The organism is Pedobacter folensis, from assembly GCF_056490665.1.
On sequence record NZ_JBWJIF010000003.1, the window covers coordinates 385825 to 409878 of the forward strand.

Annotated in this window: 21 protein-coding genes; 11 read left to right on the top strand and 10 right to left on the bottom strand. The window is 37.6% G+C overall.

The features are described 5' to 3' along the window. Positions 1–3 precede the first annotated feature (3 nt). The 10 genes from AC04QZ_RS16175 to AC04QZ_RS16220 form a co-directional block, all read right to left on the bottom strand. Positions 4–1026, bottom strand: coding sequence for a glycosyltransferase family 2 protein (locus AC04QZ_RS16175; RefSeq protein ID WP_478358624.1), 1023 nt, complete (start codon positions 1024–1026; stop codon positions 4–6). Beyond that, positions 1011–1868, bottom strand: a complete 858-nt coding sequence (locus AC04QZ_RS16180) for an alpha-1,2-fucosyltransferase (RefSeq protein WP_478358625.1) — start codon at positions 1866–1868, stop codon at positions 1011–1013. Before AC04QZ_RS16180 ends, AC04QZ_RS16175 begins: the two co-directional genes overlap by 16 nt. 10 nt (positions 1869–1878) lie before the next feature. Further along, positions 1879–2610 (bottom strand): FkbM family methyltransferase, encoded by a 732-nt coding sequence (locus AC04QZ_RS16185; RefSeq protein WP_478358626.1) that lies wholly within the window; start codon positions 2608–2610, stop codon positions 1879–1881. Between the two features lie 19 nt (positions 2611–2629). Further along, entirely contained in the window at positions 2630–3910 is a 1281-nt protein-coding gene (locus tag AC04QZ_RS16190) for an ABC transporter ATP-binding protein (RefSeq protein WP_478358627.1), read from the bottom strand. Positions 3911–3968: 58 nt separating this feature from the next. Beyond that, complete coding sequence (locus tag AC04QZ_RS16195; RefSeq protein WP_478358628.1) at positions 3969–4823, bottom strand: ABC transporter permease; 855 nt, start codon at positions 4821–4823, stop codon at positions 3969–3971. Beyond that, positions 4816–6009 carry a glycosyltransferase family 4 protein gene (locus tag AC04QZ_RS16200; RefSeq protein ID WP_478358629.1) on the bottom strand — a complete coding sequence of 398 codons (1194 nt, stop codon included), beginning with the start codon at positions 6007–6009 and terminating at the stop codon, positions 4816–4818. The genes AC04QZ_RS16195 and AC04QZ_RS16200 overlap by 8 nt, the downstream gene beginning before the upstream one ends. Beyond that, positions 5999–7786, bottom strand: coding sequence for an asparagine synthase (glutamine-hydrolyzing) (gene asnB / locus AC04QZ_RS16205; RefSeq protein WP_478358630.1), 1788 nt, complete (start codon positions 7784–7786; stop codon positions 5999–6001). Before asnB ends, AC04QZ_RS16200 begins: the two co-directional genes overlap by 11 nt. Before the next feature lie 165 nt (positions 7787–7951). Continuing rightward, positions 7952–8455, bottom strand: a complete 504-nt coding sequence (locus AC04QZ_RS16210; RefSeq protein ID WP_478358631.1) for a UpxY family transcription antiterminator — start codon at positions 8453–8455, stop codon at positions 7952–7954. A 145-nt stretch (positions 8456–8600) separates the two neighbouring features. Continuing rightward, positions 8601–11006 (bottom strand): GumC family protein, encoded by a 2406-nt coding sequence (locus AC04QZ_RS16215; protein WP_478358632.1) that lies wholly within the window; start codon positions 11004–11006, stop codon positions 8601–8603. Further along, positions 11006–11824 carry a polysaccharide biosynthesis/export family protein gene (locus AC04QZ_RS16220; protein WP_478358633.1) on the bottom strand — a complete coding sequence of 273 codons (819 nt, stop codon included), beginning with the start codon at positions 11822–11824 and terminating at the stop codon, positions 11006–11008. The genes AC04QZ_RS16215 and AC04QZ_RS16220 overlap by 1 nt, the downstream gene beginning before the upstream one ends. A 518-nt stretch (positions 11825–12342) precedes the next feature. Here AC04QZ_RS16220 and AC04QZ_RS16225 point away from each other — a divergent pair. The 11 genes from AC04QZ_RS16225 to AC04QZ_RS16275 all read left to right on the top strand — a co-directional run bounded on the left by AC04QZ_RS16225 (position 12343) and on the right by AC04QZ_RS16275 (position 23927). Next, complete coding sequence (locus AC04QZ_RS16225) at positions 12343–12702, top strand: hypothetical protein (protein WP_478358634.1); 360 nt, start codon at positions 12343–12345, stop codon at positions 12700–12702. Positions 12703–12914: 212 nt separating this feature from the next. Then, positions 12915–13310, top strand: a complete 396-nt coding sequence (locus AC04QZ_RS16230) for a hypothetical protein (protein WP_478358635.1) — start codon at positions 12915–12917, stop codon at positions 13308–13310. 537 nt (positions 13311–13847) lie between these two features. Beyond that, the gene (locus AC04QZ_RS16235) at positions 13848–14273 is read left to right on the top strand and encodes a hypothetical protein (protein ID WP_478358636.1); all 426 of its coding nucleotides are present in this window, start codon (positions 13848–13850) and stop codon (positions 14271–14273) included. A gap of 100 nt (positions 14274–14373) precedes the next feature. Further along, on the top strand, positions 14374–14796 hold the full coding sequence (locus tag AC04QZ_RS16240; RefSeq protein ID WP_478358637.1) for a hypothetical protein: 423 nt from the start codon (positions 14374–14376) through the stop codon (positions 14794–14796). Between the two features lie 130 nt (positions 14797–14926). Next, entirely contained in the window at positions 14927–15667 is a 741-nt protein-coding gene (locus tag AC04QZ_RS16245; RefSeq protein ID WP_478358638.1) for a glycosyltransferase family 2 protein, read from the top strand. Between the two features lie 183 nt (positions 15668–15850). Continuing rightward, positions 15851–16888, top strand: coding sequence for an MraY family glycosyltransferase (locus AC04QZ_RS16250; RefSeq protein ID WP_478358639.1), 1038 nt, complete (start codon positions 15851–15853; stop codon positions 16886–16888). Positions 16889–17428: 540 nt separating this feature from the next. Next, positions 17429–18415, top strand: coding sequence for a type I glyceraldehyde-3-phosphate dehydrogenase (gap, locus tag AC04QZ_RS16255; RefSeq protein WP_478358640.1), 987 nt, complete (start codon positions 17429–17431; stop codon positions 18413–18415). 167 nt (positions 18416–18582) lie between these two features. Further along, positions 18583–19908: a paraquat-inducible protein A gene (locus AC04QZ_RS16260; protein WP_086544982.1), complete on the top strand. Its 1326-nt coding sequence runs from the start codon at positions 18583–18585 to the stop codon at positions 19906–19908. A 35-nt stretch (positions 19909–19943) separates the two neighbouring features. After that, complete coding sequence (locus AC04QZ_RS16265) at positions 19944–21281, top strand: paraquat-inducible protein A (protein WP_478358641.1); 1338 nt, start codon at positions 19944–19946, stop codon at positions 21279–21281. 1009 nt (positions 21282–22290) lie between these two features. After that, positions 22291–22728 carry a GNAT family N-acetyltransferase gene (locus AC04QZ_RS16270; protein ID WP_086544984.1) on the top strand — a complete coding sequence of 146 codons (438 nt, stop codon included), beginning with the start codon at positions 22291–22293 and terminating at the stop codon, positions 22726–22728. Between the two features lie 5 nt (positions 22729–22733). Next, on the top strand, positions 22734–23927 hold the full coding sequence (locus AC04QZ_RS16275) for a phosphoglycerate kinase (protein WP_086544985.1): 1194 nt from the start codon (positions 22734–22736) through the stop codon (positions 23925–23927). Positions 23928–24054 lie beyond the last annotated feature (127 nt).

The window sequence follows — 24054 nt, forward strand, 5'->3', positions numbered from 1 at the left end:
TAACTAGGTTTTGGTGAGCTGTTTAATGAAACATTTAGTTTTGGTGATAACAGATAGGTTATTATATTTATAAAATTCGCTTTTTTGATATAATTTGAATAGTTTGAAAGTTTTAGAGGTATAAAATGTTATAATCTTTTCAAGCTTTACGACAACCGATGTTTTTAGGGCATTGTTGTCATAAATTTTAAGTCTTTTGTTTGCGTTAAACAATTCAGACAATGCGCTCAGAATATGATTTAAATTTTCTGCCTGTGTCGGCTCAAAGGTATCTTTCAAAAATACATTCAGGTAATCTATTGTTTGAGCATTCAACCCTAAAATTCTCAAAGAATTAGTTTTAATTTTTTTATCAGCAATTTGCTGTTGGGCATAATGCTTATTTGAAACTTGCGCTGAAGATATTCTATAATCAAGTAAAATTTCATTATAATTAGCGCCATTTAATTTTGTTAATGCTCTTTGCCACAAATCATAATCTTCTGCATAAAGAAATTCTTGTACGTAACGTAAGTTCTGTTCGTTGAATTCTTTATTTCTAAACATTACACAGGGTCCTCCAAATGGGGCTTGAAATGGAATCATGGCTTTAATTTCATTGTCATTTATAGGGAAAATGTGTTTACCTATCACATCATTCTGCTCATTAATAAAATTAATGTGGCAGCCAACAATTGATATGCTAGGATTACTTTTTAGGAAATGATATTGTTTTTCAAGCCTGGAAGTATGGGCAATATCGTCTGCATCAATTCTTGCAATGAATTCTCCTTTGGCTATTAATAACCCCCTGTTCAACGATTCAACAGTACCTTTGTTTTTCTCGTTAACTATATATTTTATTCTTTGGTCGGTGAACGTTTTAATAATATTGTGAGTGTTATCGATAGAACCGTCATCAATAATGATAAACTCAAAATTTTTAAAAGTTTGTGCAATTATACTATTTAATGTGTCTTTAATAAATTTCTCTCCATTGTAGACAGCCATTATGACTGAAATATCAGGATTTATATTGTCTTCCATTGTTTAGGAATAATTCTAGTTTTTTCATTGCGAAACCATAATTTCGGAGCAATAACAATTTGGCTTTCATTTGTGCTCAGCCAAGCTCCCCACCAGCTAAAACTACTGTTAGCGATAATATGGTGTTTGCATAAGGTCATTAACTTCATGTCAACCCAGTTTTGTTCTTTTAGATCAACAAAGTTGATTTCATCATTGGAAATAAATGAAAAATTAGATATACACCAGGAGATGTCGTCAGAAAATATAAAAAAAGATGTTTGCTTAACCTCCTTTTTTATTTTCCTAATAGCTTCTTCATAATAAGTTTTGGGTAATATGCCATGAAAGTCATTTATTTCTGGATTTATGTAATCTCCCCTTCTAACATGAATACTTACAGCATTACTTGATTTAATTAAAGAGGCGACTTCCTTCGCCTTATCAGGAAGTTCCGGAAAAGTAAAATAAGATATTAAAATTTTTCTTTTGTGCTCGAAGACTAGGGGGTCTTGAAAATAACCATCCATATATATGAACCAACTTTTGATATGGTCACCTGAATGGTCATCAAAGATCATAGCTGTAAATTTTAGATTGATGCAGAATTTTTTTAGAAATGTTTCTATTTTAGTAGTTAAAAAAAAAGTTTTTTTTAAAAATTTATTGCCAATCTTCAATCTAAGTTTTGAAAAAATGTTAAGTTCAAATTGTCTGGCGGTGAAATGTGAATTTGACTGATGATGTCTTTGCAAGAAACCAAGGTCTATGAAAACTTGGTGCCTATTATTTGCATATGCAATAGCAGCAGCATATTGAAACATTTGATTTCCGAGTCCGCCTTTTAATTCTATTATAACCAAAAGTTAGGACTTAATTTCTTTGCCATTTTTCTCGTAGAACAAATATGGTATTTATATACGTATCCGCATACATTAGATATCCCTTGCTTTCCAAATAGCTTGTCATTTCATGATTTTTTATACCATGTCCGGTTTCCGAATAAGATATTGTTTCCAAGCAAATGACTATTGGCCTTGATTTTTCAAAATCAATTGATTTTATAATTTCCTCATCTAAGCCCTCTACATCAAGTGTTAAAAAATCTGGAAAAATTCCATTATTGTATATCTTTAATATCAAAGAAATAGGAAGAATTTCTATTTTTATTCTGTTTTCTATTTTAAATCCAAACTCGTTGACTAATCTATTTGCTTCAACCTCAGAGAAGGTATTTAAAGTGGCAGCACTCATAACATTTAGATAGAGGTGGTCTTCAAACTTACCAACCCCACAATTCAGATTGGTATCCTTTTTTCGATTTATTATAAATTCTTTATACAAATTTGGATCGGGTTCTACATTAATTCCTACACTGCCATTTTGATAAAATATCTGAGTATTATTTATGTCAAAAGGATGATGGGCCCCTATGTCCAGATAGCTGGGTTTATTGATTCCCAGCTGATCGAATATAAACTTAATGATTAAATCTTCTCCGCATTGTGAGAATGACTTTTTAACAAATATTTGTGTTTCTGGTGTCAGAGCATATTTTATCGATCTTAATAGTAGAATAATTTTGTTTTTCAGGCTATTAATCATGGCTAAGGTATTGTGAATATTAGTGATAGTTTCTAGACGAAATCTCAATTTTCATTGGGTTAAGTAAAATACCATTCGATGTTCTTAATATGGTATTGTCTATTTCAGTTGCTGCAATATCTGAGATGATAATAGATGCCACATTTTCAATGTAATGAATTGTCCTTTCATAAGTAGATAAACCAAGTGTTAATTTATATTCACCTGCAGAGAATAATAAATTAGTTTCTTTAAAAACAGCTTCGTAAAAACCTTCATCTAGATCTGTTTTCTCGCTCCATGAAGTTCGGATATCTAAATCTAATACTGTATTTACTCCTAAAGCAATGATAAAGTGTTTAATTCTTTTATTTAATCTAAATTTTACTCTTATTTGCCAAGGATGGCCTATAGGTATTTCATTAATTAAATTTTCGTTGAGATCCTCGACACTTAGAGCGTAAGCATAACCTTCTAGCTCATTTTTGTTATGATTAGTCCCGATATTGTATAGGGCTTGTATTGACGAGCCCATAGAAAGATATTTACTAGTAACAATATCTATCGATGAAGAAGATTCAATTAATCCATCTCGCAACAGAATGCCATTATTACATAATTTCTGTACCGCCCCCATATTATGGCTTACAAACAATACCGTTCTTCCTTCTCCTTTGCTCACTTCGCCCATCTTTCCCAAACATTTCTTCTGAAACTCGGCATCGCCTACTGCAAGCACTTCATCTACAATCAGTATTTCGCTTTCCAGGTGAGCCGCAACAGCAAAGGCCAATCTTACATACATGCCGCTACTATATCTTTTTACGGGTGTATCTAAATACCGTTCGATACCAGCAAAATCAACAATTTCTTCCAGTTTACGTTGGATTTCTTTTTTGCGCATGCCTAAAATAGCGCCATTGAGAAAAATATTCTCCCTTCCGCTCAATTCAGGATGGAATCCGGTACCTACTTCCAGTAAACTCGCAATTCGGCCCTTACCTGATATTTTGCCAGTAGTAGGTGCAGTTACTTTACTTAATATTTTAAGTAAGGTGCTTTTACCGGCACCATTTCTGCCAATAATCCCAACCGCATCTCCCTGCTCAATTTCGAAATCGATATCTTTTAAACTCCATACCACATCACTTTCGCTTTTGGTATTTTGATTATTGCTTTCACCTATGCGTAAAAAAGGATCTTCCTTTCCACGAATTCTCGCATACCAACGTTCTAAATCGCGGCTGATCGTTCCAGTACCAATTTGGCCCAATTGATAAGCCTTACTTAGGTTTTCTACTTTTATTGCAATGTTAGACATTTAAAATATGCTTAAAGTTATGCTTTCCATTATCCACATTACATCTTCCATTTCCCATTTATACGGTGTCAACAAAATTCCGTTCTACCTTATTAAAAACCACAGTACCAAACAATAGTAAAACTATAGTAACAATTGTAGCGTAGCTCAAACTAAACCAGCTAAAACTTCCCTGTCCTAAAAAGCCATATCTAAAAGTTTCTATAATAGGAGTCATCGGGTTATACTCAATTATCCAGGCATATGCTGGGTATTTTTTTATCGCTTCGGATAGGGGATAAATCACTGTTGTTGCGTACATCAATAGCTGCACACCAAAACTGATCAGAAAAGCCAGATCCCGATATTTCGTGGTCATAGCCGAGATAATCATCCCTGCACCCAAACCCAGTAAAGCCATTAATATTACAACAATAGGGAACAGGCAAATTGCCCAACTGATGTTGAAATTTGCGCCTGAAAAATAATAATAGCCCATTAATATGAGAAATAACAGCATCTGTACCCCAAAGCGCACCAGATTACTTACCACAATACTTAAAGGCATAATTAACCTGGGGAAATATACTTTGCCGAAAATACCCGCATTATCCCTAAAAACAGATGATGTTTTGGTTAAACAATCAGCAAAGTAATTCCAGGCCGTAATGCCGGCCATATAAAATAAGGGCTTCGGTAGGCTATCGGTTGAGATACCTGCGAGGTTGCCAAAAATAAAGGTAAAAATGATGGTGGTAAACAGGGGTTGAATAAAAAACCAGAGTGGCCCCAAAATGGTTTGTTTGTAGAAAGAGACAAAATCTCTCCTGACCAATAATACCAACAAATCCCGATAGGCCCAAACTTCATGTAGTTTTAGGTCAAACAAGGATGATTTTGCCTCAATGGTCCACTGCTGTTCTTCCTTAACCATAAATATTAAGCTTGTTTATCTGCATGTTTTTTTGTTGATCGTTACTTGATGCTGTATGATTAATTGAGCCTTTTAAAATCAAGTTTTTTACTGATTGAAGATAGTGGGTATATCCAAATGCTTTCATACATTTTTCCTGCAAGCTGCTTTTCTCCTTTTCAGTTTGACGATGTTGTAGCAGTTTGAATATGCTGTTTAGCATTTCTTGTTGATCGTCAGGATCTACTAATAAACCAAGCGCTCCGTTTTGAAGTGCATCTACGCTGCCATCTTTATTGCCGGCAATTACCCTAAGGCCGCTTGCCAGGGCTTCGATAAATACAATTCCGAAACCTTCTTTTTTACTGGGTAAAATAAAAATATCAGACAGTAAAAAATGTTCGGTAAGTTCGGCTTCATCAATAAAACCGATCATTCTGATATGATCCTGAAGTTGATTCTTTACAATTAAGTCATCTAATCTTTTCTTTTCTACAGCATCCCATTTACCGCCCAATAGGTAAACGAGGTTAGGGTATATCTCCAATAGTTGCGGCAATAGCTCAATGGTATGGTCGTATCCTTTATACTTCTCTGAAGAGGATAAACGGGATAGTGAAAAAAGGATTAAATTTTCGCGGTTTAGATGATACCGATCCAATAAACGCTGCGGTTTTTCGAACTGTGTAGATAAATAATAAAAAGGATCAAGACAATTGTTTAATACTTCAATCCGATCTGCAGGAATGTGATGCATCTCCATAATTTTATCTGCAGTAAAATGACTTACACAAATAATCTTATCCAGCTGGTTTAACATTTTGAGTTTGGAATCAGATAACTTTTTCCAAATTTCTATACCATGTGCCAACAAATAGATTCTTTTATGGGGATGTATTTTCTTGATGAAATAAACAATGTTGATTAAATGGATATGGCTCAACAAAATCACATCAGCTTTTAAGCCACTTAAAAAAGATTGTACTACAAAGCGTTCTTTTTTTCCGTTAAAACCATGAAACTGATATTTGCTTAGATACCGGGAATCACGGTCAGCATTTTTATCATACATGGAATATACCGTCGATTGAACAAGTTCTTCTTCACTTAAATCGTATAATACACGGGATAAACTTCGGCAAACTTTTTCAATACCACCAGTAAAACTAAACGTTTTAAGTGTTAAAAATAGAACCTTAACTGGCATGATATATTCTGTATAAGGCTAGGGCAGAACTCCAGTGCAATTTATTTTCTCCAAAGTTCTGCATGAGTGATTTCGCCCTTTTATTTGCATAACGGGATGGATCGGCAATGTCGGAGCTTTTTCTCATCCATTCCTGAAACGGGAAAGTGAAACCCATTTTTGATCTTTTCCAGGTTTCTACGGGTAGGTCTTCTTTGTAAGCCTCTACCAGGAGTTTTTTCTTCTGTTCGTAACTGAACTTTATTTCTGTTGAGATCGAAAGAACCAGATCAACGAAATTACGGTCCAGGAATGGAACCCTCACTTCAACACCATGGCTCATGCTCATAAAATCGGTATCCTTTAATAACTGATTTTGCATGTACATGTTAAATTCGAACCAGCTCGCTCTTGTTTCGTTACTGGTTTTCCTTATTCCGGGGTGAAGGGGGATTTCTTCCAGACAATCGATAACGGTTTTCATATCGATGTCTAACAATTCGGCGATTACATCCGGAGAATAAACGCCTCTCAAACATAGGTATTCGCCAATGGGCGAGTTTAAGCTGAGGTAATATAAACGTTTAAATTTGGTGTTATTGGAAAAACGCGTACTGCGTAAAGCGCTTTTACTCAACCAGTTTAGGTTTTGTATTTTATGGATCCGATCAAAAGATGGGTATCCGCCAAAAAGCTCATCAGCGCCTAAACCCGATAGCACCACTTTTATCCCGTTCGCTTTTGCTGTTTTACATACAAACCAGGTATTGATCCCATCATTTGTGGGTTGATCCATATCTGCTAAAACGGTTTCAAAATTCTGCACGAAATCGCGATAGGTAATCAGCTGTTCAATTTTTTGAAGATTTATTTTTTGAAGTAAACTATTCCGCTGTTTTTTTTCTGAAAAGTCTATCTCATTAAAATTGGCAGAAATGCTAGACAACTGTTTGTTATTGTATTGATTAGCCAGTATCGTAATGATGCTCGAATCGAGCCCACCACTGAATAATACGCCTATATCAACATCAGAAATCATTTGCTGTTTGATAGAGTGGCCAAGTTGTTCGCGGATTCTTTCAATCGCATAACTTTCGTTATGAATATAAGAAGTGCTTTCAAATTCATGATACGATTGAATAACATGCTGGGCGCTTCTAATGTTGTATTTCAGAAAACAGCCTTTACCCAGGCTACATACATTTTTAAGCGTAGTATAAGGTTCGGGGATATGGCCAAAAGCAAGGTAGTAAATCCGCCAGTTATCATTTTCCTGGTCAATATCAGCGTGTTTAAACGCCTTTACTTCTGATGCAAAGGTCAAAGTTTCGTTATCAAAATGATAATAAAGTGGTTTTATTCCGTTTTGGTCCCGGACCAGGTACACATATTGTTCCCGTTTATCAAAAATGCAGAAGGCAAAAATACCATCAAGTTTTTCGAATGCTGTTTCTCCCCAATGCTGATAGGCATAAAGGATGACCTCTGTATCTGTTTCTGTTTTAAAAATATAGCCTAAATTGATTAATTCAGTCCTGATTTGCTTATAATTATAAATTTCTCCATTATAAGTGATCACCAGATCTTCTTTATGGCTTACCATCGGTTGATGTCCAGCAGAACTAAGATCTAAAATAGCCAACCTACGGTTGCCTAAGCACAAGGGTGTTTTTTCAGCAGTATAGATACCATGATCATCGGGGCCACCATGTTGCATACTATCGCACATGGCTTTTACCTGTTGATTGACTTTTTCGAATGAATTTTTGCTATTGATGATGCCTGCTATGCGACACATTGATCTTTTTTTAATAAAATTTGGGCTATTTATTCTGCACCGGATACAGCTTCGCCCGCTCAGTCACATTTTTATTTTCAAAATGAACTGATCAATTGTTATATATTTTGCTGAGTCCTACCTCACCTCTCAGGACTCAAATCTCATCTCTCACATCATCCCTGCCTAAAGCGGTTCTACAAAAGCTGTCGATGTATTAATATTTATCGAATAACCCATGTTTTGTAAACGTAAAATAATACGTTGCTTATTATGTACCGATACCAATTCGGCAATTACACCTTTAAAAGGTCCGGCTTTAATCAATACCCTTTCACCTGGTTTAATGTCATAATCAATGAGTTCCAGATCGGCATCTGTAGCGAGCAAGAGTTTAAGATCATGGATTTGTTGGTCAGGGATAGAAGCGATTTGGCTGGAGAAATAAATAAATCTGGCAACACCATTGGTCATCAGAACTTCAGCATATTCTCTTGCCGAAATATACGCAAATAGATAAGATTTAATCAAGGGCTCTTCTACGATTTTTTTACGGTCGCTCCATTGCTTAACTGCCTTTTTAAGAGGTAAATAAGTTTGAATTCCTTTCCTGTTCAATTCCTCATTCGCTTTTTTTTCTGCTCTCGAACGCGTATAAACCGGGTACCACCTGTAATTTTGATCTATCATTAGCTACACTCTATCATTGATTAAACTCCATTTACATCTCAACCATTAACCAATTTAAATTTTAATCGATTAAGCCTTCCATTCTAAACCATTAACCACTAAGCTAAGCCTTCCATCATCCATTTTCCATCTCACCTTTTCCATTCTATTTTTTCTTCCAAAATTCCCACCAGCTCTTCTCATCATCATAATAACCACTTTTTCCATAGCCGGTATAGTTAGAGTAGTAATACGTTCCGGTATTGCTATGGGCATAGTTAGTGGTATAAATGTTGGCATGTAACTTCTCATCACCAAATGAATTTAGGATAATTGCAATGTTGTTAAGGCCATATTCTTTTGATAAACGATCAGGAATGGTGGCCGCCCTGAATTTAGAAACGCCTGAACGGATAATAAACAGATTAATATCTGCTTTCCGGATGAGCGGAACAGAATCTGAAACCAGGCCTACAGGAGCCGTATCGATAATAATATATTCATAACTTTCTCTAAGCTTTTCAATCAATGTTCCCATGGCCTTGTGGTGTAAAAGCTCAGAAGGATTTGGAGGAACCGGGCCAGACGTGATGTAATCAATATTATGTCGTTCATCAGTAAAGATGATATCTGCTAAATCAGCCTGTTTTGATAAATAACTGCTTAAACCAATGTGGTTGTCGGAGCCAAAAGCATAGTGGAGTTTAGATTTTCGTAAATCTGCGGCAATTAAAATCACCTTTTTGTCAATGATGGATAGAGTACCGGCAAGATTTAAACTTACGAACGATTTTCCTTCTCCTGAAACCTCTGAAGTAATACAAATTACCTTAGTTTCCTGATCACTGGCCATAAAACTTAGGTTCGTTCGCACCGACCTCACCGATTCGGCAAATATAGATTTTGGTCGTTCTATTGATAAAACGCTTTCACCAAGGCCAACTTTTTTAGGGTATTTTAAAATTACGCCAATAATAGGGGTTGCGGTTAAGCCCTCAATCGTCTCGATATCATATAAATACGGATTTAAAATTCTTACCAATAAAATTAAGCCCAGACCCGAAAACAGACCCATAAATAAATAAGAGGAATAAATTTTCTTAGGTACAGGAGAAATTGGGAAAAAAGAAGGCTGCGCTACACTGATAATGGTAGCGCCCGAAATTACGGCTGCTGAACTGATCTGCGCGGAGAGTTTTCGTTCAAATAGCATCGAAAACATGCGTTGGTTAATATCGAAATTGCTCTGTAATTTTGCAAAATCGTTTTGTTTAGCTGGTATACCGCCCAATGCCTGATTCGCCTGGCCAATTTGCCCGTTAATGTAACTGATGGTTTTTTGATTACGCTCGTGCAATAAACGGATATTGGTTACTATGGCCTGTTTCACCTCATTAATTTGCCGGTTAATATCTTGTATGGGCTGAGCATCAGCATTAAAATTTTGTAATTTATTTTCTCTGTTAAGGATAAGCCCATTAAGCTGTGTAATTAAACCAGTTAAGAGCGTGCTGTTGGTGCCTTCTAAGTTGAGGTTAAACTGTATCCGGTCCTTATTGTTTTTTACCTGTGTTTCTAATTGTTGGATACCCAACTCTTGCAGTTGTAATTCGGCAATCTGGTTTTGCAGATTGCTTAGTTTAGAATTTCCCAGTTGCCGATCGCTGGCTGGATCGATGAGTTTGTTACTACTTTGAAAGCTGGAAAGTTTGTTGCCCGATTTATTCACCTGAGCATCTAAAAAGGCAATCTGACTATCGAGATAATCTATAGTTTGTTTGGCTGATCTTTTCTTAAGTGTTGCATCATTTTTTACATATTGTTTGATGATCTCATTCAATACATTGGCAGAAAAAACAGGATTACTATCAGTATGGGTTACGCCCATAATATTGGTGTTTTTCTCCTGTTCGAATACATTTAAACCACCAGCAGCCCGGCCATACAGATCTCTGATTCCATTAAATTTGAAGCTATAATGACCAATAGCGGGTATTTCTGTTTTAACGGTGAATACCATATTTCCCATACTGATGGCTTGCCCATAACGATATTTCTTCAAATGCTGATTGTTATCATCGCTGCTTGATAGTTCGAAAGTCCGGTTATCAACAGGTTTGACGGTATAAGTAGCCCTGCTGAAATTAACAGAATCTTGCGTTAAAATATCAACCTGAAATGGCTGTTTCGGATAAAGTTCGGTTACCCGTACTCTACCTTCTAAATAGTAGCTAATTTTATAATCAAGATTCTTTAATGCATTTAAAATTACATCTTCCGAACGCATAATAATACCTTCGGTTTGAATCTGATTCTGATTAAAAGGCCGATAGTTTACAGGAGAACCGGGTAGCGAAGTCAATTGTTGTTGCTGGTCGCTGTCTAGTTTTAGCGAAGCCGAAGTAATATAAATAGGGGTAATGCTCCGCACATAAAGCCAGGCCATTACAAAACTGATTAATACCGTTCCGGCAACCCAATACCATCTGCTCAAGAAAATCAATACGATTTTCCAATAGTTAATGGTCTGGCTGGCTAACTTTCTATTTTCGGTTGGTGTAGTGTTATCCATTAGCGGGTTAAGGTAAATATTAATACAGCCAGGTTGACTACCACCAGCAGCGGTTGTACAATGTTATTCACACTGGTTAGCTTTTCGCTCAATGCCGAGCTCTTGGTTTGTTGCAATACGATAATATCGTTATTTTGAAGAATCAGCTTTTTGCTGGCTAAACTATTAATGTCGTTTAAGTTAACGTAGATGATTTCAGGGTGACTTCTGTCACCGCGTATAATTTTTAGGGTCTTAGGGTCAGCGGTTTTGTTAATGCCTCCTGCTTCACCAATAATGTCAATTAACGTGGTGTTTTCTCGCTCGAGTAAAAAATTCCCCTGTTTACCAAACTCCCCCAATAAAGTTACTTTTAAGTTTACTACACTTAATTCGATAATGGGATCGCGAAGCAGTTGTTTGGCGTATAAATCCTGAATTTTAATGGCGGCATCTCTTCTGCTTAAACCGATTACCTCAACCTTTCCTATGGCTGGCAGGTTAACTTTACCATCAATATCCACCGGATAAGAAAGTGTATTGCTTATGGTACCTCCAGCTATATTTTGGTTAGCGTTTGAACTACTATTTGGCGATGCAGTAGCTCCGAATTCTTTGTTCTGTACATTTCGGATAGCCAATTGATCATTAACCTTTATTTTATAATAGGCATCGCTAATGCCCTGATCGTTTACCACATACACTTGTTTAATGGTATCGGTAACTACATCACTTGGGGCGTTAAACAGACTATGCTCTTTTCTGGCAGCACAGCTGGCAAGAGCGATACTGATAGATAAAATACAAAGAAATTTTAAAATTGCTTTTGTCGGGATCATATTCTTAATTCGGGATGTAGGATATAAGCTTAGGGCTTACATGCAAAAATATGGGTTAAAGATGCTTAAAAAAAATTAAATTAGAATTAAGGCTTCTTGATTGTCTTTATAATAGTAATAAGTATACTTTAACGAATTAATTCTCGATATATCTTATAAACAACATCTTTCGGTTTTTAATTGTGCTGTTTTTAACCTACGATTAAGTAAGTCTGAATCCAAAGCCGTTTTTTGTGTTGATATAAATCAACGTAAAAGTTTAAGCATGTAGTTTTGGTACTACAGTTATAAGGTATATTTGTCCGTATTTTATTTAAGCTATAAAGTTGATTATTGCTTTTATGCTTATTTAAAAAGTCGCTATCCCTGTAAGTATAATTCAAGTTGCATATCACCTGCGCAGGTGTGTTGTTTATGCTGATTTGCCATTATTTTCGGGTTGTTAGGGGCTGTTATAAACCTAAAACGAATAACAACTTTAAGATAATTGGTGTATGAGGTGTTTAAGATTTTTTCTATTGGCTGTATTTATTTGTTTTATGGCTAATGTTCAAGCACAAACTGGTTGTTTTACCGCTGGTGGTAACCAAGATTTATATACCATGACAGGCACAGCAACTACTACTAATGTTTGTGGTACAGGGACACAGTCGTACAGTGATACGCAAACCATGTATAATAAGCCTTCCGGTTGTAGCTGGGTTCCTTTATCTACTTCAGGAACCTGTAAAGTCAATGCACCTGAAGGAAATAACTTATGTGGTATTATTGGATTGTATATGTTGTCTTGTCCTATTGATGACTACATTCTACCAATTTTGGGGATTATGGGACTTCTCGCTTTTTACAAGATCAGAAATACACTTAACTTAATTTAATTCTTTTGATTGGAGATTGTTTTATTCTTATTTGTTATTATTAATAATGGATTAGCTTAGTATTACAACATGAGGTTTTAATCTCCGTAATTATTGTTTTAACATTTAGTACTCATAAATAGTATCATAAATAATTTATTTGTATTATTTTATCTACATTTAAGTATTCTTGAATTGCTTTTTCTAATCTTTGCGAGATAATGCTCCCGAAAATGCTCAAGATCCTTTTATCCTTTTTAATTGCATTTGTCATTTCGCTGACTGCGTCTGCCCAAACAGGCTGTTTAGTGCTAAATTTTGATGCCTATAATAAAGTTTTTAATAACCACGAAACGGCTACCCAATTCTATACCGGAGATGGAAATAACTTTGTATGGTGGGAGGGGGTATGTGGTCCTCATACTTACCTAGCAACATCAGGGGCTTCACAAGGCACCTGTACGCTAAACGGCTCTTCAAAAACTGGACTAATTTATACCATTTCATCTACTTTTGAAGCGCCATGTGGTTTACCACTTGATGATAATGACATTTTCCTGCTATTTTTTTCGGGACTTTTAGGAGCCTGCATGCTGAGGAGTAAATGGAAGTTAAAATATCTGCCGTAGGCCAGGTCCACAATCTATCGATCTTTTCCCTTTTGTTAGTATAATTAACTTTTAATATGCTCAACAACCTTGCTTTGATTTTCACTTTTATTTATCAAAGCATATTGTTTAGGGGCTTCGAAATTTTGGGTAAATTACTTAACGTTTATGTATTGCTTCTATAAAAAGAACGTTTGAGTGAGTCGAAATTTTAGCTGAAAATTTTTATTAACCTTGCGATTTCTACAGTTACTGTTGAAACTAATCTTTTAATAATCACCCCAATCATTAAGCAATTTTCAATTTACCCGTTCATTTTGTTCATGATATTTGTCAATAAGTTGATTTGTACCAACTAAAACGTTTTTGTGATGAAAATGTGCCTCGGTAATTATGTTAAGCTAGTTTTTCTATATTTTCTAGTTATTCCAGTGCTATGGGCTATTGTTTTTTAATTGTCTTTTTTAAAATCCAGCCTGTTCAGAGTAGCGTATATAATTTATTTATTTGCAATATTTGCTTAAAATGTAGTATTTATTGTACGTTTTTAAGTCGTTTATGAAATTTTTTTATGTATGTTTTTCCTTGATAATATTAGGGATAAACGTAATGGGCTCCACTGAAATTGGTTGTAAAACAGGGAATTATTTATATCCAACTCCAACTGGTGGCTCATTTACAAATGGCGAGACATACCCTTTGTACGATGGATTATCTGGTTATCGGTTACTTAGTACAGGTGATATTGGTTGTGGAGTACCTCGCGGAAATAGTTACCCATCAGCTCCCATTCCTTCAGGATATACAACAACAAAATGTGCACAAAATGGAGCACCTTATGATGTTGGTACGCTTGTATATTATGATACTTCGACAATTGAAGGTTGCCCCCTTGATGATTTAGTTTGGATTTTATTATCTGTAAGTTCTTTTCTTGGATTTTTTGTGATCAAATCTATAATTTTATGCATGGCTAATGAGTAATTTATATTTGATTTTATCTCAGCATTTCTCAATGGAGATTGAACAAAAAGAACGTATTTTTTAGTTTCAAATAGTAATAACTTCGCATAAAAACGCGGAGATGTACTACATCAAATACTATTTTATAGGCCTTTTTTTGTTGTTTTGTAATCTTAAAGCTGGTGCGGATACAGGATGTAAGTTGCCTGATGGTAAGATCTACGGGCCACAAACGGGAACAGCTTTGCTTGGAGCTACATTAATCCCTCTGAATTTGGGGCTTTTAGTTCCTCTTTACAGCTCACCCGAGATTTCACAAATTCCGGGAGCATGTCCTGGGTATGCAAATGCTCCTGTAAGCCTTGGAACCCCTTGTACTACATCTGCACTAACCATACTGGGTTTGGGGCTTGTTGCACAAAATGAGGGAGTAGAATTTTCTTACTCGTTTGTGAGCTGCAATCTAGATGATTACACTTGGACCCTTGGTGCAGCAGCTGGTCTCTTCGGTGTACTCGTCATCAGAAGAAAAAATAAATTATAACTACTGGTTTTTCTTTCGCTTCCTGCTATCCTTCAATTAATCTGTGAAGGTTAACGTATCTATTCTCTATATTTGCCAAAGTTTTAAGAATTCATTCCAAAAGAAAGCCAAAGAATCCCGTTTGGTAAACATGAAAATATCCCTAATCACAGTCGTTTACAACGGCGAAGCCTTTTTGCAACAGTGTTTTAGTTCGGTAATGGCGCAAACTTATGCCGATATAGAATATATTGTGATTGATGGAGGATCGACAGACCGAACCCTGAATATTATTCAGGAAAACCAATCTGCCATTGATTATTTTATTTCAGAAAAGGATAAAGGTTTATATGATGCGATTAATAAAGGAATTAATAGGGCAACAGGAGAAGTAATCGGGATTTTAAATGCCGATGATTTATTTGCACATCCTGATGTATTGGCTTCAGTAGCCAAAACCTTTATCGATCAGCCAGAAATAGATGGACTTTATGGCGACCTTAATTATATCCATCCCACAACACATAAAATTGTCAGGACCTGGAGATCACATCAAAACACATACGAAGATCTTAAAAAAGGCTGGATGCCCGCGCACCCCACGCTGTATTTGAAAAGATCGTTGTTTGAAAAAAAAGGAAATTATGCCTTAGATCTGGGCACCGCTGCCGATTACGAATTAATATTACGTTACTTTTATACCCATAAAATCGAAGCGGTTTATTTACCCATCTTAATGGTGAATATGCGCACAGGTGGTGTAAGTAACCAATCTTTAAGGGGCAGGATTTCTGCTTTTATTAATGATTATAAAGCGCTGAAAAGAAACAGCATACCGTACCCACTTTTTGCCCTCATGAGAAAAAAGCTGAGTAAACTCAGTCAATTTTAATTCTTTCCTGATTAATTTGGCTACAGCTCCGGTTGAATCATTCTAAAACTGCTTCTCTTTGATTTATGTCATGTTAAACATTTATAAACGCCAGTTTGTTATGGGGACATTACTTATATTTGTGTATCAAGTCATCCCGCTTTGCTAAAAGATATCCTGAATACCAACCCCAACTATTTCTGTATGGCCATATTTATTTTGGCCTTTTCTATCGTGGTGATCAGTATTCCAAGTGTAATCTATACCTCATTAAAATATGGCCTTTTTGATAAAAACGACCTGCACCGTAAAAACCATAAACGCAATATTTCACGCCTAGGTGGCCTGGCCATTGTAGGTAGTTTCACCGTAAGCATCTTGCTTTTTTCTGCCATTATTAATTTTAAAGAGGCTAATTTTTTAATTGCATCATGCATTATCCTTTCGGCACTGGGGTTAAAAGACGATGTTTATGGTACCAATACCAGTACAAAATTTATTCTACAGATTGTGGTGGCTTTTATTCTGGTTTTTTTTGGTGCTTTCCGTTTAACCAGCCTTTACGGTGTCTTGGGCATAGGAGATATGGTACCTTTATGGGGAAGTCTTTTTTCAATTGCATTGATTATTTTCCTCAATAATGCATTCAATTTAATAGATGGTATTGACGGGTTGGCGGGTGGAATCGGCATTTTGACGAGCCTGGTTTTCGGTATTTTGTTTTCTTCGATGGGACAGATAGCTTATGCATTTATTGCCTTTGCCCTGGCGGGTGCCATAGCTGGTTTTTTAAAATACAATTGGTTTCCAGCTAAAATATTTATGGGCGATACGGGTGCATTAATCATCGGACTTATTTCTGCTGCGCTGGCCATTAAATTTATAGAGCTTAATAAATTCACCGGTGGGAGTAAACCTGCTTTTTATTCTGCACCAGCCATAGCGGTAGCCATACTCATTGTGCCGGTTTTCGATTCTTTAAGGGTGTTCACTATTCGTATTTTAAAGGGCGGATCTCCGTTTAAGGGCGACCGTAACCATATTCACCACCGTTTAGAGCAGTTGGGGTTAAAGCCCAGCTGGATCGTAATTTCTACTGCCGGGTTTAATCTGGCTACAATAGCGGCCACCATTATTCTTCAGCATCTTGGAAATTTTGTGCTGATTTTGCTCATTATTGGCCTCTGCATTGCCTTCAATAGCCTGCTCACCTTAAGTCTGCTTAAAAAGAAAGGCCGGTAATCTTTTAATGGTTGCTGTATTTGTGCAGATCTGCGCTTCAGAAAATAAATTTTATTTTTTTTTGTAAAGCAGGTGTTTGCCTATCGGTTACGGCAGTCCTTCTTTCCGCTCCTATCTTTTTGTGATGGTTAGTGAGATGTTTGTGGGTTGGCGGAACAAAAAGGATAGCCGCTTCAATAAGGTTTATTAAACAAAGGTCTGGGTGACAAAACCTCGGTCGCACGGGCAGTTTTGTATCAGCCTCCTTGCAGATCAGAAATGCCTAGCCCCGGGCGCAGCGGCATCCCCAAAGCGTAGCGGAGGGATACAGCAAAGAACGGGAACCAACACTAATAGTAGCTCAGCCTTGGCGCTTCGAAAAAATTTTATTTTTTTTAAAAACACGTGTTTGTCACCCGGCTAACCTTCATCATTTTGTAAGAATATTAGCACATTTTTGGCCTTACAACCAAAAAGCATCATCCCTTTTCCATCTTATATAATCAGGTCTTTGCTTTGATAAATAAATACTAATTTTGCGCTCTAATTTTTATAATAACAATGAGGCTGGCAATAAATGGTTTTGGTAGAATAGGAAGAACATTTTTACGCTTGGCATTGGCTGAGGGATTTGAAGTAGTGGCCATTAACGACCTGGCAGATGCCAAGACGATGGCTCACTTATTTAAATACGATACTGTTCATGGTGTTTTCGCAGGGAATGTTTCTGCAAAACCCGATGCCTTGGTGATCAATCAGCTTTCTATTCCGGTTTTCGCCATTAAAGATGCCGATGAATTGCCCTGGTCGGCACTTAGGGTAGATCTGGTTATCGATTGTACAGGCAAAAATTTAACCAAATCGCTCGCTGAAAAACACATTACCTCAGGGGCTAAACAGGTGCTGATTTCAGCGCCGGCAGCCGAAGATATTCCGATGGTGGTATTGGGGGTAAACGATCATCAGATTGATTTAACCAGTGCTGTACTATCAAATGCGAGTTGTACCACAAACAATATTGCCCCGATGATTAAGATTTTGAATGATAGCTGGGGGGTGGAGGAAGGTTATATTACCACCATCCACTCCATGACCGGTGATCAGAACCTGCATGATGCAAACCACAAAGATTTGCGCAGGGCAAGGGCAGCCTCATCTTCCATTATTCCAACCACAACTGGGGCAGCAAAAGCCATTACCCATATTTTTCCTGAACTGGATGGTCGTTTAGGTGGAGCAGGGATCAGGGTTCCGGTTTTAAACGGATCTTTAACCGATTTTACCTGCCTGCTCAAGAAAAAGACAACCATCGAAGAAATTAATGCTGCTTTTAAACACGCTGCCGAAAATGAATTAAAAGGTCTCCTTGAATATACTGAAGATCCAATTGTATCTGTCGATATTATCGACAACCCGCATTCCTGTATTTTCGATTCGCTATTAACTTCTATTGTTGGCGATCTGGTTAAAGTGGTAGGCTGGTACGACAACGAATTTGGTTATAGCAGCCGTTTAATCGATGTGGTAAAGAAAATTGATCGATTGTAAAATATAAGGTTTTAAGTAATTTTAAAAAAGGTTTAGCTTTTGCTAAACCTTTTTGTGTTTTATTGGTTTTATCTGCCAATAGCTGGTCAGATTTTGCATTTCCTAAATGCAAGGACTTCCATCTGGACAGCAAGAAGAAAAGAGACTAAACGTGTAAACTGAATCGCTTGGAAACACAAAAAACACACCTTAAAGAGCGGAAGTCTTTTCTTCCCAAATTATTGCTCATCCTCTCACTGGCCGCACTGCTGGTTGCGGAAGGATATTTCGGACTGAGGCTGCACCAACTTTCCGATCAGCAGGAACGCATAAAGGAAGATTATTCCAATATCAATAACATTACCTACGGACTGTTTTCTGTGCAGCAATGGAAAGATAATGTTTCAAGGATTGTGCACCATCAGGTACGCAACCTGAAAATGACCAAAAAACAAAAGAAAATATTACAAACAGAAGTGCAAAATGTGCTGCTCGCCCTTATAGACAAAGCTGAGGCACTGGTTAATAAACCCAAAAAAACAATCAGTGGCAAGATTCAGAAATTTGCGATACGCAATTTTGTAAACTCCGACAGCATCAGGGCACAGGTGCCGGCTTTTGCCAAAAAGATTATTGCCGAGGTAGATAATCCCAAAAACAAGCGGCAACTGAGTAAAATGGCCATGGGCGAGTTTAACGAACTGGCCAATGAAGAAAAGCTCGATAGTGCATTTGTGGCCAACGGAGCTTCTGTAAGGGCATTGTACAAAAAATATCATGTAAGCTCTACCGATGCATTGAATAAAAACCTTGTTCAAACGTTATCCGAAATTCGTAGTAAAACCTACAGTTATTCATTTGGTATGCTGGCTTGCGTGGTGGTGGTGCTGGGTTTTTGGTGGGGGCTTCGCAAACGCCGTGATCTGCATACCACACTCTTTGTCATGTCGTTGCTCTTTGCATTTATCCTCCTGGCTGTCGGCCTCACCGCATCAATGATAGAGGTTGATGCCCGTATCCGTTCGCTGGATTTTGTGCTGCTCGGCGAGCATGTGGTTTTTAAAGATCAGGTGCTGTTTTTTCAGAGCAAAAGTATCATGGATGTGGTAAGCGTACTCATCAGCCAGCCTGGTATTGATTCTATTCTGGTCGGCGTGCTGATATTGGTTTTTAGTATTCTGTTTCCGGCAGTAAAGTTAAGTTCGACGGGCATACACCTGTTGGGTAATAAAAAGCTGGCCGAAAATAAGGTGATTAAATACTTCGCGTTCCAATCGGGCAAATGGAGTATGGCCGATGTAATTGTCATCGCCATCCTCATGGCTTATATCGGGCTGAATGGCTTGCTCGAAGGGCAGCTTCAGGCACTTAATATCAAAAACGATTCGCTTACCATTCTAACCACCAACAATACGGCATTGCAGCCCGGATATATCATATTCATCAGCTTTGTGTTATATGGCCTCATTCTCTCAACGATATTGAAGTTCATTACACCGCACGATGCCCATTAATCCAATTTAATTGCAGCTGTTTGATTCATTTTTTTATGGCAACAACAACACATAATCCTAAAAATACTCCGGCAAAAAAGAACTGGTTAGCACCTTTCGTGTTAATTACAGCACTTAGCCTGCTTTTAATTGGAGAAGCCTATTTCGGTTACCGCTTCCACCAGCTTTCTTACGAACAAAAACGGATTAAGGAAGATTACAGCTTATCGAACAACATTACCTTTGGTATTTTCTCGGTAGATCGATGGGGAGAGAAGATATCGGCTGTTGTAGACCGACGCGTAAAAGGCTTCAAGTTAACCGCTAAACAGAAAATAGAGATGCGCAAGGGGATTGAGAAGGAGCTGCACGGATTGGTTAATCAAGCGGTTTCAGAAGTAACTAAGCCTCAGAAAACCCTTGGTGGCAAACTCAAAAAACTAGCCTTTAACAGTTTTGTAGATGTTGATGAGCTCCATGCACAGGTGCCATCTTTCGCCAAAACCATTGTAACGAAGATCACGAGTCCGGCGAGTTTAAAGCGGCTCAAAAATGTTGCGGCGAGCAAAGTAGACGAGCTGGAAGAGCAAACCTACGATAGTACCGATACCACCATTACCACGGTAGAACATAATATTTATCAAAAGTACCATGTTGCCGGAGCAAGCGCTTACAACCGTTTGGTAGAGGCCAAACTTGCGCAAATTAAACACGATACTTTTCAATGTGCATGGGCGATGCTAGGCTGCGTAGCCATTGCACTAGTGCTCTGGCTCTTTTTAAGAAAACGGGTGCAATTGCACGTTCCATTGTTTGTGATGTCGTTGCTCTTTGCAGTTGTTTTGCTTACAGTAGGGGTTACCTCCCCAATTATTGAGGTTGATGCACGTATAAAAACATTAGAGTTTGCATTGTTGGGCGATAAAATCGCCTTCACTAATCAGGTGCTTTTTTTTCAAAGCAAAAGCATACTGGGCATTATCGGAACATTAATCGAACAGCCCAAACCAGATGCCGTGCTCGTTGGTGCATTGTTGCTCTTATTTGTTGTGGCATTGCCGCTACTCCGCATCGTGGCAAGAGGCATACATGTATCCTGCGGACATCTTTTCGGAAGTCAGAAAGTGCTGCGGTTTATGGCATTCGATTTAGGTAAATGGGATATGGCTGATGTAATGGTGGTGGGCATTGCAATGACCTATATCGGCTTAAACGGAATATTGAAAAGCCAGCTATCCGGCCTGAACATCGAAAACGATACGCTAACCACTGTTACGGCCAATAATTCGGCGCTACAACTCGGGTTTTTTGTTTTTGTTGCCTATGTGGTTTATGCAAAGGTATTGTCCTTTTTACTTAAGCGGATGGATGAGCGAAACGGCTCGTGTGAGTAGAAAAGGAATAGGGTGCTTTCTTAAAAAAAAAAACGTGATTATGCATTTGTGTAATCTTTTTTTTTGGAGCGCAGTGCCTGTGCAGTTATTACAGTTTGTTCCCGTTCTCCGCTATATCCCTGCGCTGCGCTTTGGGGATGCCGCTGCGCCCGGGGCTAGACACTTCTGATCTGCAAGGAAGCCGATGCAATTCGCCCATTTATTTGGTTGTATTGTAGTTCTGTTGTTTAACAAGCCTTAGTTAAATAAACCTTATTGAAACGGCTATCCTTTTTGTTCCACCAGCCTACAACATTCCGTTTAACGATCACAAAAAGATAAGAGCGAAAAGAAGGACTGCCGTAACCGATTAGTACTTCACTAGCTTTCCTAATAATGATATATGATCCATCATTTTAATCTTTTTTAGGAGCGCAGTGCCTGTGCAGTTATTGAAGTTTGTTCTCGTTCTCCGCTATATCCCTTCGCTGCGCTTTGGGGATGCCGCTGCGCCCGGGGCTAAGCACTTGCTTTTTGCAAGCAAACCGATGCAATTCGCCCATTTATTTGGTTGTATTGTAGTTCTGTTGTTTAACACGCCTTTGTTCAATAAACCTTATTGAAGCGGCTATCCTTTTTGTTCCACCAGCCTACAACATTCCGCTTAACGATCACAAAAAGATAGGAGCGAAAGGAAGGACTGCCGTAACCGATTAGCACATCACTCGTTTTCCTAATAATGATATATGATCCATTGTTTTAATCTTTTTAGGAGCGCTGTGCCTATACAGTTATTCAAGTTTGTTCCCATTCTCCGCTATATCCCTTTGCTGCGCCAGGTGCTAGACGCTTCTGATCTGCAAAGAACCGATACCAAGCTGTCCATTATCCCTTTCTTTTTAATTCCAACCTAACAGTAGCTAAAATGTTAGAACTTTCTGACGGATATTATTATTGGGTTTCAATTGCTTTATTAACTTTGCAAGCGTTGCGGCGCTATGTCTTCAGATATAGCTAATGATAAAAAAATATGGTGAAATTTATTCTTCCAGAAGAAGTACTGCCCTTAAGAAGCCTGGTTTTACGCAATGGCAAACCATTTGAGGCATGTGTTTTTGAAGGCGATCTTGCCTATGATACTTTTCACCTTGGTTTTTTAAAAGATGGAGAAATAAAATCCATTGCTACTTTTATGCGGAACGATTTTTTCCCCGAAGAAGGAGAGGGCTATCAGCTAAGGGGCATGGCTACGCATCCTGATGCGGTTGGCAATGGTTACGGTGCCGCATTGGTTACTTTTGCCATCGAATACTTAAAAGAATATAAAACCGATTATTTATGGTGTAATGCCCGCTCAACGGCAGCAGCTTTTTACAAGAAAATCGGCTTCACGACCGAATCGCCGGAATTTGATATCCCTGGCATCGGTTTCCATTACGAAATGAAATTAAACTTAAATCAAAAATAATTAACATGAATACAATTGACCAGTTTGACTTTAAAGATAAAAAAGCATTAATCAGGGTAGATTTTAATGTGCCTTTAGATGATGAATTTAAAATTACTGACGATAAAAGAATCAGGGCGGCTTTGCCAACCATTTCTAAAATCTTAAAAGATGGTGGTGCGGTTATTTTAATGTCTCACTTAGGTCGCCCGAAAGATGGCCCTACTGATAAATACTCTTTAAAACACATTTTATCTGATTTATCTGCTCTTGTTGGTGTTGAAGTTAAATTTGCTGACGATTGTATTGGCGAAAGCGCCGTAAAACAGGCAGCCGATTTAAAATCTGGTGAAGTTTTATTGTTAGAAAACCTTCGTTTTTACAAAGAAGAAGAAAAAGGTGATGTTGCCTTTGCAGAGAAATTATCAAAATTAGGCGATGTTTATGTAAACGATGCCTTTGGTACGGCTCACCGTGCACATGCTTCTACTTCAATTATTGCCCAGTTTTTCCCGGATGCGAAATATTTCGGTTATTTAATGGCCTCGGAAGTAGAAAATGCCGAGAAAATATTAAACCATGCAGAAAGACCTTTTACAGCCATTATGGGTGGTGCTAAAGTGTCGGATAAAATTCTTTTGATCGAGAAATTGCTGGATAAAGTAGATAACCTGATTATTGGTGGCGGTATGGCTTACACTTTTGCTAAAGCACAAGGTGGAGAAATCGGTACCTCGTTATTAGAAGCTGATAAACAGGAACTTTCTTTAGAACTGATCGAAAAAGCAAAGGCAAAAGGCGTGAACCTGATTTTACCTGTTGATACAGTAATTGCAGATAAATTTGCAAATGATGCCGATAAAAAAGATGTAACATCAGGTCAGATTCCTGCAGATTGGATGGGATTGGATATCGGTCCGAAATCAGTGGCATTATTCCAGGATGTAATTAAAAACTCTAAAACTTTATTGTGGAATGGCCCAATGGGTGTTTTCGAAATGGAAAGTTTCCAGGTTGGTACTAAAGCTGTGGCTGAAGCTGTTGTGGCCGCAACTAAAGATAACGGTGCATTCTCATTGATTGGTGGTGGTGATTCAGCTGCAGCAATCGCAAAATTCGGTATGGAAGATGAAGTAAGCTACGTTTCTACAGGTGGCGGTGCTTTGCTTGAATATATGGAAGGTAAAGAATTGCCGGGTGTTAAAGCCATTAATGGATAAAATGTCATTCTTAATATAAACAGGGCCCTTACAGATCAATTTGTAAGGGCCTTTGTTTTTAAAATTATTTTCAACACATACACCTTTTGCGCTTGGTGTCAACTCTGCTTTTTTACAAAGTCTTATT

Bases quoted from the DNA above. Each gene is read 5' to 3' on its own strand.
- AC04QZ_RS16175 (WP_478358624.1), bottom strand. From the start codon at position 1,026: ATGGAAGACAATATAAATCCTGATATTTCAGTCATAATGGCTGTCTAC.
- AC04QZ_RS16185 (WP_478358626.1), bottom strand. From the start codon at position 2,610: ATGATTAATAGCCTGAAAAACAAAATTATTCTACTATTAAGATCGATA.
- AC04QZ_RS16190 (WP_478358627.1), bottom strand. From the start codon at position 3,910: ATGTCTAACATTGCAATAAAAGTAGAAAACCTAAGTAAGGCTTATCAA.
- AC04QZ_RS16195 (WP_478358628.1), bottom strand. From the start codon at position 4,823: ATGGTTAAGGAAGAACAGCAGTGGACCATTGAGGCAAAATCATCCTTG.
- AC04QZ_RS16200 (WP_478358629.1), bottom strand. From the start codon at position 6,009: ATGCCAGTTAAGGTTCTATTTTTAACACTTAAAACGTTTAGTTTTACT.
- asnB (WP_478358630.1), bottom strand. From the start codon at position 7,786: ATGTGTCGCATAGCAGGCATCATCAATAGCAAAAATTCATTCGAAAAA.
- AC04QZ_RS16210 (WP_478358631.1), bottom strand. From the start codon at position 8,455: ATGATAGATCAAAATTACAGGTGGTACCCGGTTTATACGCGTTCGAGA.
- AC04QZ_RS16215 (WP_478358632.1), bottom strand. From the start codon at position 11,006: ATGGATAACACTACACCAACCGAAAATAGAAAGTTAGCCAGCCAGACC.
- AC04QZ_RS16220 (WP_478358633.1), bottom strand. From the start codon at position 11,824: ATGATCCCGACAAAAGCAATTTTAAAATTTCTTTGTATTTTATCTATC.
- AC04QZ_RS16230 (WP_478358635.1), top strand. From the start codon at position 12,915: ATGCTCAAGATCCTTTTATCCTTTTTAATTGCATTTGTCATTTCGCTG.
- AC04QZ_RS16235 (WP_478358636.1), top strand. From the start codon at position 13,848: ATGAAATTTTTTTATGTATGTTTTTCCTTGATAATATTAGGGATAAAC.
- AC04QZ_RS16240 (WP_478358637.1), top strand. From the start codon at position 14,374: ATGTACTACATCAAATACTATTTTATAGGCCTTTTTTTGTTGTTTTGT.
- AC04QZ_RS16245 (WP_478358638.1), top strand. From the start codon at position 14,927: ATGAAAATATCCCTAATCACAGTCGTTTACAACGGCGAAGCCTTTTTG.
- AC04QZ_RS16250 (WP_478358639.1), top strand. From the start codon at position 15,851: ATGGCCATATTTATTTTGGCCTTTTCTATCGTGGTGATCAGTATTCCA.
- gap (WP_478358640.1), top strand. From the start codon at position 17,429: ATGAGGCTGGCAATAAATGGTTTTGGTAGAATAGGAAGAACATTTTTA.
- AC04QZ_RS16265 (WP_478358641.1), top strand. From the start codon at position 19,944: ATGGCAACAACAACACATAATCCTAAAAATACTCCGGCAAAAAAGAAC.
- AC04QZ_RS16270 (WP_086544984.1), top strand. From the start codon at position 22,291: ATGGTGAAATTTATTCTTCCAGAAGAAGTACTGCCCTTAAGAAGCCTG.
- AC04QZ_RS16275 (WP_086544985.1), top strand. From the start codon at position 22,734: ATGAATACAATTGACCAGTTTGACTTTAAAGATAAAAAAGCATTAATC.